The 13124-nt window shown below is 50.7% G+C and carries 15 protein-coding genes; all 15 read right to left on the reverse strand.

The features are described from left to right. Positions 1–297: 297 nt before the first annotated feature. The gene (locus AC0YOB_RS18515) at positions 298–705 is read right to left on the reverse strand and encodes a F0F1 ATP synthase subunit epsilon (RefSeq protein WP_210039057.1); all 408 of its coding nucleotides are present in this window, start codon (positions 703–705) and stop codon (positions 298–300) included. Between the two features lie 24 nt (positions 706–729). Continuing rightward, on the reverse strand, positions 730–2148 hold the full coding sequence (gene atpD / locus AC0YOB_RS18520; RefSeq protein WP_210039058.1) for a F0F1 ATP synthase subunit beta: 1419 nt from the start codon (positions 2146–2148) through the stop codon (positions 730–732). Between the two features lie 33 nt (positions 2149–2181). Next, positions 2182–3042, reverse strand: coding sequence for an ATP synthase F1 subunit gamma (atpG, locus tag AC0YOB_RS18525; RefSeq protein ID WP_379114452.1), 861 nt, complete (start codon positions 3040–3042; stop codon positions 2182–2184). 90 nt (positions 3043–3132) lie between these two features. Then, the gene (atpA, locus tag AC0YOB_RS18530) at positions 3133–4647 is read right to left on the reverse strand and encodes a F0F1 ATP synthase subunit alpha (RefSeq protein WP_210039059.1); all 1515 of its coding nucleotides are present in this window, start codon (positions 4645–4647) and stop codon (positions 3133–3135) included. 16 nt (positions 4648–4663) lie between these two features. Then, positions 4664–5212 (reverse strand): F0F1 ATP synthase subunit delta, encoded by a 549-nt coding sequence (locus tag AC0YOB_RS18535; protein ID WP_475794035.1) that lies wholly within the window; start codon positions 5210–5212, stop codon positions 4664–4666. After that, positions 5209–5691 carry a F0F1 ATP synthase subunit B gene (atpF, locus tag AC0YOB_RS18540; RefSeq protein WP_475794036.1) on the reverse strand — a complete coding sequence of 161 codons (483 nt, stop codon included), beginning with the start codon at positions 5689–5691 and terminating at the stop codon, positions 5209–5211. Before atpF ends, AC0YOB_RS18535 begins: the two co-directional genes overlap by 4 nt. A 101-nt stretch (positions 5692–5792) precedes the next feature. Beyond that, positions 5793–6008, reverse strand: a complete 216-nt coding sequence (atpE, locus tag AC0YOB_RS18545; RefSeq protein WP_036583039.1) for a F0F1 ATP synthase subunit C — start codon at positions 6006–6008, stop codon at positions 5793–5795. A gap of 100 nt (positions 6009–6108) precedes the next feature. Beyond that, positions 6109–6876, reverse strand: coding sequence for a F0F1 ATP synthase subunit A (gene atpB / locus AC0YOB_RS18550; RefSeq protein WP_210039061.1), 768 nt, complete (start codon positions 6874–6876; stop codon positions 6109–6111). 10 nt (positions 6877–6886) lie between these two features. Then, positions 6887–7264 carry an ATP synthase subunit I gene (locus AC0YOB_RS18555; RefSeq protein WP_210039062.1) on the reverse strand — a complete coding sequence of 126 codons (378 nt, stop codon included), beginning with the start codon at positions 7262–7264 and terminating at the stop codon, positions 6887–6889. Next, complete coding sequence (locus AC0YOB_RS18560) at positions 7257–7478, reverse strand: hypothetical protein (RefSeq protein WP_475794037.1); 222 nt, start codon at positions 7476–7478, stop codon at positions 7257–7259. The genes AC0YOB_RS18555 and AC0YOB_RS18560 overlap by 8 nt, the downstream gene beginning before the upstream one ends. 188 nt (positions 7479–7666) lie before the next feature. Next, positions 7667–8815: a non-hydrolyzing UDP-N-acetylglucosamine 2-epimerase gene (gene wecB / locus AC0YOB_RS18565; protein ID WP_475794038.1), complete on the reverse strand. Its 1149-nt coding sequence runs from the start codon at positions 8813–8815 to the stop codon at positions 7667–7669. Between the two features lie 83 nt (positions 8816–8898). After that, positions 8899–9528: a uracil phosphoribosyltransferase gene (gene upp / locus AC0YOB_RS18570; protein ID WP_210039064.1), complete on the reverse strand. Its 630-nt coding sequence runs from the start codon at positions 9526–9528 to the stop codon at positions 8899–8901. Positions 9529–9790: 262 nt separating this feature from the next. Further along, a complete protein-coding gene (locus tag AC0YOB_RS18575; RefSeq protein WP_475794039.1) occupies positions 9791–10732 on the reverse strand; it encodes a glycine-rich domain-containing protein in 942 nt (313 codons plus the stop codon). A gap of 274 nt (positions 10733–11006) precedes the next feature. After that, on the reverse strand, positions 11007–12254 hold the full coding sequence (locus tag AC0YOB_RS18580; protein WP_475769601.1) for a serine hydroxymethyltransferase: 1248 nt from the start codon (positions 12252–12254) through the stop codon (positions 11007–11009). 173 nt (positions 12255–12427) lie between these two features. After that, positions 12428–13075, reverse strand: coding sequence for a TIGR01440 family protein (locus AC0YOB_RS18585; protein ID WP_475794040.1), 648 nt, complete (start codon positions 13073–13075; stop codon positions 12428–12430). Positions 13076–13124: the final 49 nt, after the last annotated feature.

Here is a 13124-nt window from a genome sequence, read left to right on the forward strand (position 1 = left end):
TCGGATTCTTTCAAAAAAAGCACTGCTATGCTAAAGTTCAGTCCGACTCAAGACCACTGAGAACTATTCTCGATTCAGTATAGACGGCATATCGTATATCGTCAATTTTTATTAACGGCCTACTGCCGTATTCATAGGGAACGAATCATACAGCAGGTGCAGTGCCTTTAAATTTACAGCAGGAACCTCCAGCCATTCTGTGGCGTCCATTCCTATTCTTCCCTAGTCCTTGGAATGAAACGATTAAATGCTAAAAGGCAAAAAAAAAGCCACACAAAAGTGTGGCGGTCCATCTTGTTATCGATTAATCCGATTCTTGACTTCCAGACGGTTGATCGCCCGCTGCAGAGCAAGCTCTGCACGCCGGTGGTCATATTCGTCACGTTTGCTATCCAAACGTTCCTCAGCCCGCCGCTTTGCTTCCTGTGCGCGATCGATATCGATATCGCCAGGCAGCTCCGCGCTTTCAGCCAGTATGACAACCTTGTCCTTGCGAACCTCAAGAAACCCGCCGTTCACGGCAATGACTTCTTCGGATCTGTCTTTCTTAATCACAATCGGAGCGATCCTGAGCGGCGTGACAAGCGGGATATGATTCGGTAGAATCCCCAGCTCGCCTTCCTGCCCTTTGACGATCACCATATTGACATCCTCAGCGTAAACCTTCCGCTCAGGCGTGACGATTTCTAATAAAAAGGTGCTCATCCCGATACCTCCATAAGCGGCTTATTACAGCCCTTGTGCGAGCTTTTTCGCCTTCTCGACTGCTTCTTCAATCGATCCGACATTGTGGAACGCCGGTTCCGGAAGATCGTCATGTTTGCCATCAAGAATTTCTTTGAAGCTGCGTACGGTGTCTTTAACCGATACGTAAACACCAGGTATACCATTGAACGCTTCGGCAACGTGAAGAGGCTGCGACAGGAACAGTTGGATACGGCGAGCACGCAAAACGATACTTTTATCTTCCTCGGATAATTCATCCATACCCAGGATCGCGATAATATCCTGAAGCTCTTTGTAGCGTTGGAGCAATTTCTTAACGCCCTGCGCCACTTGATAATGCTCTTCGCCCAGAATTTCCGGTGTCAGAATCCGGGAGGAGGAAGCAAGTGGATCAACAGCCGGGAAAATACCCATTGCCGCGATATTACGCTCCAGGTTAGTCGTTGCATCCAAGTGGGCAAACGCTGTTGCCGGCGCCGGGTCGGTATAGTCATCGGCAGGAACATAGATCGCCTGAATCGATGTAACGGATCCTTTTTTGGTCGAAGTGATACGCTCCTGCAGCTGACCCATTTCTGTCGCCAGCGTCGGCTGGTAACCAACCGCTGATGGCATACGGCCCAGCAAAGCGGAAACCTCTGAACCGGCTTGAGTAAAGCGGAAAATATTATCGATGAACAGAAGCACGTCACGGCCTTCTTCGTCACGGAAATATTCAGCCATAGTCAGACCCGTCAGCGCAACGCGAAGACGCGCGCCTGGGGGCTCATTCATTTGACCGAATACCATTGCTGTTTTACTGATAACGCCGGAATCGCTCATCTCGTGGTACAGGTCATTACCCTCGCGGGTACGCTCGCCTACACCGGCGAAAACGGAGATACCGCCGTGCTCTTGCGCAATATTATGAATCAACTCTTGCATCGTTACGGTTTTACCAACACCCGCGCCGCCGAAGAGACCGATCTTACCGCCCTTGGAGTATGGAGCCATCAGGTCGATAACCTTGATACCCGTCTCCAGCATTTCCTGGGAGGTAGAGAGTTCTTCAAATGGAGGAGCCTGACGGTGAATCGGATTCGAAAGCGTCCGGTCAACATCGCCATTATTGTCAATCGGATCGCCAAGCACGTTAAACACGCGGCCTAGTGTAGCTGGTCCAACCGGTACAGTAATCGGTTTGCCAAGGTCGACAACTTCCGTTCCTCTGACCAGACCGTCTGTGGAAGACATGGCTACACAGCGCACCATATTGTCGCCCAAGTGAGTCGCTACTTCGACGGTCAGATTAATGTCGCGTCCGCCAGCGTCTTGAGCTTTTGTTTCAATCTTTATTGCATTTAGGATGTCCGGCAAATGACCGTTTTCGAAAGCAATATCGACAACTGGTCCCGTTACCTGGATAACGCGTCCCTTGCTCATTGATGTCCCTCCTACTACATAAATTGACATTTCTTATTGCTGGGCGTTCGCTCCGCCGACAATTTCCGCTATTTCCTGGGTAATAGCCGCTTGACGCGCACGGTTGTACGTAAGCGTTAATCCGGCGATCATCTTGGTCGCGTTTTTCGTCGCGCTGCCCATTGCCGTCATTTTTGCTCCGAACTCGCTTGCTTTACTTTCAAGAATCGCACTGTAAATGACCGTTTCCGCATATTTCGGCAGCAGAACGTCAAGCACTTCCTCGGCAGACGGTTCATACTCGTAATTGGCTTTAGCGCCAGTTACTTCAATCTGCTCCAGCGGCAGCAAACGCTTCACAACAGGGATCTGGGTGATGGCATTATGGAATTGATTATAGACAACATGCAATTCGTCATACGCACCGCTCTCAAAGCCCTTAACGGCCGCATTTGCAATGGATTTGATGTCGGCAAACTTGGGGGAATCCGATAAGCCCGTAGTTTCCTGAACGACTGCAATATCCCGGCGTTTGAAGTAATCCCGGCCTTTTCGTCCAATGACAAAAAGCGCATATTCGTTGGCGGAAGAGTGCTTCTCCTTCAATGTCAAAGCTATTTTACGAAGCACGTTGACATTGTAGCCGCCGGCAAGTCCGCGATCCGACGTGATGACCAGGTAGGCCGTCCGCTTCACTTCACGGGTTTGCAGCATAGGATGCTTCACATTGCCGCCGCTGTTTGCGATGCTGGCGACGACTTCGCGGATTTTGTCCGTGTAAGGTCTTGAAGCGACTGCCGCCTCCTGAGCCCGTCTGAGCTTGGCTGCAGCAACCATTTCCATTGCTTTCGTAATTTGTTTGGTATTCTGCGTACTCTTGATCTGACGCTTAATCTCGCGCATACCCTTAGCCAATTCGTTGTCACCACCTTATTGCCGGACTCCCTTAACGAAGTGAATCCGGCTCTATTCCGCTTAAGTCCAGGCTTATAAGCTTGCCCCGAATTAAGCCGATGCGGAAAAGCCTTTTTTGAACGTATTAATCGCTTCAATAAGAACCTTCTCGTTATCGGAAGTTAAATCCTTGGTATCGCGGATCGACGAGAAAATCTCGGGTTTGCTTGCATCCACATAAGCCAGCAATTCAGCTTCGAAACGACGAATGTCTTGAACCGGAATATCGTCAACATGTCCCCGGGTTACCGTATAGAGAGATACAACCTGGCGTTCAACAGGCAGCGGCTGGTTAACGCCCTGCTTGAGAATTTCCAGTGTCCGCTCACCACGGTTCAGACGGGATTGCGTTACTTTATCAAGATCCGACCCGAATTGGGCAAATGCAGCGAGCTCACGGTATTGGGCAAGATCAAGCTTGAGCGTGCCCGCAACCTTTTTCATCGCTTTGATTTGCGCCGAGCTACCTACCCGGGATACGGAGTTACCGACGTTAACAGCCGGACGTTGGCCGGAGTAGAACAAATCGGACTCAAGGAAAATTTGTCCATCCGTAATCGAAATTACGTTGGTCGGGATGTAAGCGGAGATATCGCCCGCTTGCGTCTCAATGAATGGGAGTGCTGTCAGCGAACCGCCGCCGAGCTCATCATTCAGCTTGGCTGCACGCTCCAGAAGACGGGAATGCAGGTAGAAAACGTCGCCCGGATAAGCTTCCCGACCTGGAGGACGGCGGAGCAGCAGGGACAACTCACGGTATGCGGCAGCCTGTTTGGACAGATCATCATAGATAACCAGTACATGCTTGCCGCTGTACATAAAGTACTCACCCATCGTACAGCCTGTATAAGGGGCAATGTAGAGCAATGGGGATGGCTCGGATGCGCTCGCGGTAACTACGATTGTGTAATCAAGCGCACCTTGCTTGCGAAGCGATTCTACTACCGTACGGACAGTGGATTGCTTTTGTCCGATTGCCACATAAATACAGATAACGCCGTTGCCTTTTTGGTTAACGATCGTATCGATGGCAATTTGGGTTTTGCCGGTTTGACGGTCACCGATGATCAGCTCCCGTTGTCCGCGGCCGATCGGAATCATTGCATCGATTGCCTTGATACCTGTTTGCATCGGCTCGAATACCGATTTACGGGCCATAACGCCTGGAGCCGGCGATTCGATCGGGCGCGCCTCTGTAGTGTTGACAGGACCGTTGCCATCCACTGGCTCACCCAGTGCGTTAACAACACGTCCAAGAAGCGCCTCACCTACAGGAACCTCCATAATACGACCGGTTCTCTTCACTTGATCGCCTTCACGAATACCTGTATAAGGTCCCATGATAACGACACCGACATTGCTTTCTTCAAGGTTGAGGGCCATGCCGATAACGCCATTGGAGAATTCGAGCAGTTCTCCTGCCATACAGTTTTCGAGTCCATGAACGCGAGCAATACCGTCACCGACTTGGATGACCGTACCGACATCGACAACTTGAATCTCGGATTTAAATTGTTCGATTTGTTGTTTAATCAGTGTGCTGATTTCATCAGGTCTGATACTCAATTCCGCTCACCCCTATCTACAATGCTTGAGTTTTCAATGATTGTTCCAAACGAGAAAGCTTGCCTAGCAGGCTGCCGTCATAAAGACGGTCGCCGATGCGCACCTGCACACCGCCGAGCAGCTCCGGTTTCAAGATTTGTTCCGCAACAATTTTTTTGCCGGCAATTGCACCGAATCTCGCTTGTACTTTGGACAACTCTTCCGCGCTTAACTGCTTAGCTGTATACACCGTTGCATGGGCTTGGCCCAGCGCTTCGCCAGCAAGCTTCGTATATGCTTCGTAGACGCCGCCAATGATTCCCTGACGGCCGCGGATAATAAGAAGTTCCAGTGTATTCAGAACGGATTCTGAGATTTTATCGGAAAAAGCGCCTTTGACCAAAGCGATTTTTTTGGATGTTTCGATGTTGGGAAAGCTGAGAAATTTGCGAATTTCCGCATTCTTCTCAATAACCTCAACTACTAATTTAAGCTGTTCCTGGTTTTCAGCAATCGTTTGATTCAGCTGTGCAATTTGGAACAACGCCTTCGCATAACGTTTTGCAACTACGCCGTCGCGGCTCATTTGCTTTCTACCTCTTTCAGGTATTGCTCAACGAGCTCTTCTTGCGATTTCTCATCGATTTGCTTCTCGATGATTTTGGATGCGATCATAACAGACATGCCGCCAACTTGACTGCGAAGTGCGGCAATTGCCTTATTCTTTTCAATTTCAATATCGCTGACCGCTTCATTTTTCAAACGGGTTGCCTCAGCTTTTGCAGACTGCATAATGTCGTCCGCCTGCTTATTACTGGTTACTTTTGATTGCTCGATAATTTCATAAGCCTCTTTGCGTGCCTGCTGAAGAGCTTGCTTCTGTTCTTCAAGATGCTGGCTCGCTTGCAGACGGCTCTCTTCTGCTGTTTTTATTTGATCCTGCACCAGCTGTCTGCGCTGTTCCATAATGCCCATCAAGGGTCCGAAGGCATATTTGCTCAGCAACCATAACAACACCAGGAACGCTATGATGGTAAATACTGTCGATTCCCACACAAACTCCATAGTTGACACTCCTTTCCATAAACCTGAATCATAATAATTGTGCCAATCAAAACGAAGGCGTGGATGGCCTTGGCCAACCCCGCCAACCCGTTATATGGATACTAAGCTCCGAAATAGAGAAGGAAGCCGATTACAACGCCAATGATTGGAACAACCTCGACGATACCAACACCGATGAACATAGTGGTTTGAAGCGTACCGCGAAGCTCAGGCTGACGGGAAATCCCTTCAACTGTTTTACTGACGATCATACCGTTACCAATACCTGCACCCAATGCTCCCAAACCAATTGCCAATGCTGCTGCCAAAAATTCCATTTTTGAAATCCTCCTAATAGTAGGTTATTTTTGTCGTGCCAGTATATATGACTCCCGTCAGAAGAGCTGGAAGCCTCCTAAGTAGCGGGATTTGTGCCTGTTAATGATCTTCTTCATGAACTGTCGCCTGCGAAATGTAAACCATGGTAAGAATGGTAAACAGGAAGGCTTGAATCGCCCCAACAAACAAACTGAATGCCTGCCAGGCGGCGAGGAGTGGAATACCGACTACTCCCAGCATCAAAATCGTGGAAATCAGAACCTCACCAGCGAAAATGTTAGCGTACAAACGGAGTGAGAGCGTAAGCGGTTTAGCTAGTTCCTTCAGGATATTGAGCGGGAGGAAAATAGCATACGGTTCAATGTAATGCTTCAGATAGTGTTTACGATTCTGCTTCAGACCAAGGAAGTGAACCATAAAGATCACTATAATCGCAAGTCCCGCTGTACAAGCCAGATCGGCTGTCGGTGATTTCCACCAACCAACATGCGCGTGACCGCCATCCTCGACCAGTTGGGCTTCGGAAACGATTTCAGTTCCCGCGAAAGTAAACGGTTCATGATGCTCGGTAATGATACCGAATGGGAGCCCTAATAAATTGGATACAAAGATGAACAGAATCAGGGTCATACCCAAATTAATGAAACTCTTTGCCTTGCTGAGCGGCATCGTGCTTGCAATGGTATTGTGAACGAATTCAATAACCCATTCCATAAAATTTTGCATTTTTGAAGGATTGGTCACCGATAGATTACCCACTGCCACCCGTGCCAGAATAAAAACAATCAGGCAGGACACGATGATGGACAACCAGGTGGAAAGATCAATGTGAAAGCCTCCAACGTCAATAATCGGAAATAAATGCATGCTTTTGTTTTCACCCCTTTCCGCTATGCTTTGAATAGGTTACGGCCGTGATTAGAAAAACAGCTATCTGTACAAAGAAAGATGCAGACAATGTAGCGGCTACATTCAGATGTTGAGGAAACTTATTGGCAATCATGACGACAAACAGAACAGTAGCAAGCCTTCCGGCCATGCCGATGCTCATCCTTCTTGGCCCTTGATCAACAACGATCTGTCCGAGAAGATCAATACGCCTTCGCAGAAGATATGCATTGAACAAACTTGCCGCGCAGCCTGCAACGATTCCGGCGGCTATGGCCTTCAAAGATGGAACAAGCAGCCATACTACGATGCAGAGTGACATCAGATAGAGAGCTGATCGCATTGCTTTCCTAAAGATCTCATTCATCGGTGTCCTCCAATACAACCTTGACAAGCAACACGCAGGACAGAATACCGGCAGCCAGACCAACAAGCACACCGCCAATGATCCAGGCTTGCGAACCACCTATCCATTTGCCGACAAAATAGCCCAGTAAGATGCAAATTGCGAAGTCAAGCCCCATTACACCAACCAGCCCTGCAGCTCGCCAGGGGTTGTCTCCCATACCCTTTTTATTCATGGCTTTACCTCTGTTAATCCTTATACATTTTATCCAAGCGAAGTGACGTTTGTCAATTGATATAAATTCAAACAGTTTGTGAACGCGACCCCGAAAAGCCTTGCTATATCAAGGTTTTCCAAGATCGCAAACCATACAGTACCACTGTATGCTGTGGTGTTTGGCAACATGCGGCGATTTGGACTTAACTATGAACGTTGTGTGAACGGGACAGGCCGTTCTTTCCTTCTCCCAAAATGATGCAAAATCGCCTGTACAATCCTCTGGGAAGCTTGACCGTCGCCGTAGGGATTTGCCGCTTTGCTCATTTTTTCATAAAGTCCGGCATCCTTGAGAAGAGCACGGGCGCGTGTATATACAACTTCTTCGTCCGTGCCGACAAGCTCGAGCGTTCCCGCCTCGATCCCTTCAGGGCGCTCCGTTGTATCCCGCAGCACCAAGGTCGGAACGCCGAATGAAGGCGCTTCTTCCTGCAACCCGCCCGAGTCGGTCATAATCATGTAGGTATGAGGATAGAAATTATGAAACTCGAATACGTCGAGCGGATCGATTAGCTTGATCCGGGGATGATCGCCCAGAATTTCATTGGCAGGCTCGCGGACGGCCGGATTCGGATGAACCGCATAAACGAAAGCCACATCTGCAAACTCGTCGGCAATCCGTTTCACCGCCTGAAAAATATTGCGGTGAGGCTGTCCAAGCGCTTCACGGCGATGCGCCGTCATGAGCACCAGGCGTTTTCCGTCCGCCCAATCGATAATGGGATGGGTGAACGACTTGTCCACCGTATACTCGAAAACATCCGTAGCTGTATTGCCCGTTACATAAATGGCGGACTCCGGCTTGTTTTCCTGGCGAAGGTTGCTGGCCGCCTGCTCGGTCGGGGCAAAATGGATATCGGACAGGACGCCCGCGAGCTGGCGGTTCATCTCCTCGGGATAAGGCGACATTTTGTTCCACGTACGCAGGCCTGCCTCGACATGACCCACCTGAATCTGCTGAATGAAAGAAGCATAGCTCGCCAGAAAAGTAGTTTGCGTATCGCCATGGACGAGCACGATATCAGGCTTCGATTCCCGCAGAATAGGCTCAAGCCCTTCCAGCACCCGTACGGTCGTTCCCGTCAACGTCTGGCGATCCTGCATCACGTTCAGGTCATAATTCGGTCTGATCTCAAAAAAGTCAAGCACCTGATCCAGCATTTGCCTATGCTGCGCCGTCACACAAACAATCGATTCGATCTCATCCGGATGTTTCTGCAGCTCCAGAACAAGCGGAGCCATCTTTACAGCCTCCGGACGCGTGCCAAAAATAGTCATTACCTTCAGTTTAGCCAATGATTGTCACTCCTATGATAAATTAATGCGTTATGTGTGTTCTCCGGTGACATTGAAACTGCGTATGCCGCAAAACTTCCCCGCTATTTCGTACCGTACATGCGGTCGCCGGCGTCTCCCAGACCGGGAACAATGTAACCGTGCTCATTCAAGCGCTCGTCAAGTGCGGCAATGAAAATATCCACATCGGGATGGTCTTTCTGGACGGCTGCAACACCTTCAGGCGCTGCAATCAAACACATCAGCTTAATCTGGAGACAGCCGCGCTGCTTCAGAGTCTCGATCGCCGCATTGGCCGATCCGCCAGTGGCGAGCATGGGATCAATGACGATCAGCATCCGCTCGGTTGCATCCGCGGGCAAATTCACATAGTACTCGATCGGCTCCAATGTATCCGGATGCCGGTACAGACCAATATGACCAACCTTGGCCGCCGGAATCAGCTTAAGCATGCCATCCACCATTCCAAGGCCCGCGCGAAGCACGGGGATAAGACCGAGCATGCGGCCGGATATCACCTGGCCTACCGCTTCTGTGACCGGCGTTGTTACCGGCACCGGTTCCAAGGGAACATCCCGTGTAATTTCATAGGCCATTAACGTTGCCACTTCGTCCACCAGCTCGCGGAAATCCTTCGTATTGGTACCTTTGTCGCGAATATGCGTCAGCTTATGTTGGATAAGCGGGTGGTCACAAATCGTCAATTTGCCCATTGGTTTCATCCTCCTGTAAAAGCTTTGCGTCCCTTCCTGGAACATCCTCATTCTTTACAATCCTATCACAACCTCGTCTATTATAGCATCGGTAGCTTCATTATGCACTGCACAGTAAAAATCAAGAAGAAACGGTTCTTTTGAATTATTTTCTCCTGTAAATATTAAAAAACCGGCCAGTCCGAATAGACGGACGCCGGTTGATCGGTGAGTCGAAGGACCTCCAAGATTTAGTGCGTTCCATGGCTTTGGGAATATAGACTCAGTCTCCTCCGCCTCCACAGCCGCCTCCCCCGCAGGAGGAGCCGCCGCCGTCGCTGCCCGATCCGCAGGAAGAACCGCCTCCATCGTGGCCCCCGTTACCGTTACCTGAGCTGTCGCTGTCGCACACATAAGAGTTTGATCCGCAGCTGCTCGCGGAGCCACCCTGTTCTTTCCTGTGAGCGGCATCCATCTCGTTCGCAAACTGATCGGGCGGGAGTATGGAGGACATGAATAACGCACCTGATAGCGCTCCTGTCATCATGAGCGGATCAGACCATTGGGTACCCCGGCCCGTTTCATATCTATCGTATGGATTGCCTGTGCCGCTCCGTGCATCTGCTGCAAGTTCCTGGCCCCTTTGAATTAAATAGTCAACCGCGGCACTTAAATCAGGAAACTTCTCTGCAGCCTTGACATTAAAATAATGTCCGCGGAGTTCATTCGCGCTTAGCTGCTCCAGCGCTTCCATCCGCTGCGGTGTAAGCGGAGTCCGGTAGAAGGCTCCCCACAGCTGGCTGCTCACAGGCGTCTGCACAAACAGCTCCCCGTAAATCCAGTCAAACCAAGCCCGTTCGCCCTGATCCGGCCCTGCTCCGTCCCCATGCGGCGCATGATGAATAAATCCGCCGCTCAACTGGATGCAAAACTGTTCATACTCCCGGGTAAACATCAGCATTTCATGCCAAACCTCATCAACCTTCCCACTATACATCGGTACGCCCCGCATAATGGCGCACATCAGGAAATAACGTTTCAATTCAAACCACAGCCACTGCCACTCGCCGTCACGCATAGAAGGCCTGTTTCTCAAGACGCGGTCCTTTACCCTGGCTTCCATATCGGCGGTCAGCACAGCTTCAAGACGCTCTGCCGCCGGTCGAGCGGGATGTCCTGAAGGTACGCCGAGAGCCTCCGGCGGCTTGCGCTTGGTTGAAGCCATCCCGCGCGATCCCCTGCTCTGTGATTTCTGATTGTTCAATCGCGATACGATAAAAAAGATAATAATGACAGCGAGAACAATGATAAGGAAACCACCCATAGCTATCACCCGCTTTTCGTAGGATTAGTTCCATCATAGCATGAATAAACCATGTCTTTCTGCCGTTTTTGGTAAACATTAGGGCTGTATCAGGCCGGTGCTGCAAAAAAGGCTGCGGCGCTGTCCTCGTGGACTTGCGCAGCAGCCTCTTCGCTTTCCTTGTTATGAAGCTTTTTTAATATTTCAATCCGGGATAAAGCGGGTATTGGGAGGTCAGGTCGCTGACCATGCCGCGTGCTTTGGCAAGCACCGCTTCATCTTTCGGGTTTTTCAAGGTCATGGCGATAATTTCTGCAATGGTCTTCATCGCTTCGACGCCCATTCCCCGTGAAGTTGCCGCTGGAGTACCGATACGCACGCCGCTGGTAATGAACGGGCTGGTCGGATCGAATGGAATGGCGTTTTTGTTGACTGTGATTTGCACGGAATCCAGTACATGCTCCGCATCCTTGCCGGTAATGTTCAGACTGCGCAGATCAATCAGCATCAGGTGATTGTCTGTTCCGCCGGATACGATATTAATGCCTTGGGCCATCAACGATTCAGACAGCGCCTTGGCGTTATCGACGACGTTTTTGCCGTAGACTTTGAATGATGGATCCAGCGCTTCGCCGAAAGCAACCGCTTTGGCGGCAATAATATGCATCAAAGGTCCTCCCTGGGAACCAGGGAATACGGCTTTATCGATCGCTTGCGCCCATGGCTGACGGCACAGAATCAAGCCGCCGCGGGGTCCGCGAAGCGTTTTATGCGTCGTGGTGGTAACGAAATGGGCGTGCGGCACCGGGCTTGGATGCAGACCGGCCGCAACCAGACCGGCAATATGCGCCATATCGACGAACAGCAGTGCGCCGACATCATTTGCGATTTTGCCCAGTGCTTCAAAGTCAATGATACGCGGGTAAGCCGAGGCGCCTGCTACGATCATCTTCGGACGGTGCTTGAATGCAAGCTTCCGGACTTCTTCATAATCGATCGTGAATGTATTCTCATTGACGCCGTAAGAGACGAAATTATACAAAATACCGGATGCGTTAACCGGGCTGCCGTGCGTCAAATGCCCGCCATGCGCCAGATTCATGCCAAGCACGGTATCGCCCGCATTCAGCGCTGCAAGATAAACCGCCATATTCGCCTGAGCGCCGGAATGAGGCTGTACGTTGACATGCTCTGCGCCGAAAAGCTCTTTGGCACGGTCGCGGGCAATGTTCTCGGCTATATCCACATGCTCGCAGCCGCCGTAGTAGCGTTTGCCCGGGTAGCCTTCGGCGTATTTGTTCGTCAATACGGTTCCCATTGCTTCCAGCACAGCTTCGGAGACAATGTTCTCGGACGCGATAAGCTCAATGTTGTCGCGCTGACGCTGCAGCTCAAGTCCGAGCGCTTTTACCAATTCAGGGTCTTGTTTGCGTAAATGTTCCATTGTTTTGTTTATCCTCCTTAAATGTAACGCCTTCTATAACAGTCCCTTGCATTGCGCTGACAGGCCTTTGAAGCTTGTTAAGAAGCCATTGGTCAGAAACAATTCACAAAACATGTTTATTGGCGGTTGTTAAGTAACGCGGTATGTGGTCAAAATCTCCGAATCAACTTCCTCTAGTCGCATGTGCCGCCCGGAGACTCCGGGCCCCCTGGGGATGTATCCGTAAAGGCTTCAGCAACTGAACTGCCCGGAATGCCGGCCTCTTCCTCCGTATATACGGCGCGGATGCCGCCGATCAGCTTTGGACGCGTATAAGCCATTGTCAGATGCGCTTCTCCAATGAAACGGATTGTCGGCCTGACCGGAACAGCAACACGCCGCAGATGCATGCCTATGAACGTATCGCCAATATCCAGTCCGGCATGCGCCTGCACCGTCTCCGTCAGACAGGGATCGGACAACTGCCGGTAGGCGTAGGAAGCCATTGAACCGCCGGCTTTCGGCACAGGGATGGCTCCTACAATCTCCAGTCCATACCGCTCTGCGATATCCCTCTCCATCACAAGCGCCCGGTTCAAATGTTCGCAGCACTGATAAACGGGGTGAAAGCCAATGTCACGGCGTGCCGCCTCGACGCCTTCATAAACCGCTTTGGCTGTTTCCAGCGTGCCTGATGTGCCAATCCGCTGACCGATGACCTCGCTCGTGCTTGCGCCAATTACCAGAAGCTGTCCGCTGCGAAGCTGAGCGGCATGCGCCAGCTCACGGACAACAGCTTCAACATCACCTGCAATCGTATCCAGCTTCAGTTCCCGGTTCATCACCTGACACTCCTTCAATTCGCATCTTCCGCTTGCTGCGAAGCATGGT

It is taken from the genome of Paenibacillus sp. JT31N17, from assembly GCF_056269255.1.

Coding starts and splice junctions, on each gene's coding strand:
- AC0YOB_RS18515 (WP_210039057.1), bottom strand. CDS start 705: ATGAGCACCTTTTTATTAGAAATCGTCACGCCTGAGCGGAAGGTTTAC.
- atpD (WP_210039058.1), bottom strand. CDS start 2,148: ATGAGCAAGGGACGCGTTATCCAGGTAACGGGACCAGTTGTCGATATT.
- AC0YOB_RS18535 (WP_475794035.1), bottom strand. CDS start 5,212: ATGAGCCGCGACGGCGTAGTTGCAAAACGTTATGCGAAGGCGTTGTTC.
- atpF (WP_475794036.1), bottom strand. CDS start 5,691: ATGGAGTTTGTGTGGGAATCGACAGTATTTACCATCATAGCGTTCCTG.
- atpE (WP_036583039.1), bottom strand. CDS start 6,008: ATGGAATTTTTGGCAGCAGCATTGGCAATTGGTTTGGGAGCATTGGGT.
- atpB (WP_210039061.1), bottom strand. CDS start 6,876: ATGCATTTATTTCCGATTATTGACGTTGGAGGCTTTCACATTGATCTT.
- AC0YOB_RS18555 (WP_210039062.1), bottom strand. CDS start 7,264: ATGAATGAGATCTTTAGGAAAGCAATGCGATCAGCTCTCTATCTGATG.
- AC0YOB_RS18560 (WP_475794037.1), bottom strand. CDS start 7,478: ATGAATAAAAAGGGTATGGGAGACAACCCCTGGCGAGCTGCAGGGCTG.
- upp (WP_210039064.1), bottom strand. CDS start 9,528: ATGGGCAAATTGACGATTTGTGACCACCCGCTTATCCAACATAAGCTG.
- AC0YOB_RS18575 (WP_475794039.1), bottom strand. CDS start 10,732: ATGGCTTCAACCAAGCGCAAGCCGCCGGAGGCTCTCGGCGTACCTTCA.
- AC0YOB_RS18580 (WP_475769601.1), bottom strand. CDS start 12,254: ATGGAACATTTACGCAAACAAGACCCTGAATTGGTAAAAGCGCTCGGA.
- AC0YOB_RS18585 (WP_475794040.1), bottom strand. CDS start 13,075: ATGAACCGGGAACTGAAGCTGGATACGATTGCAGGTGATGTTGAAGCT.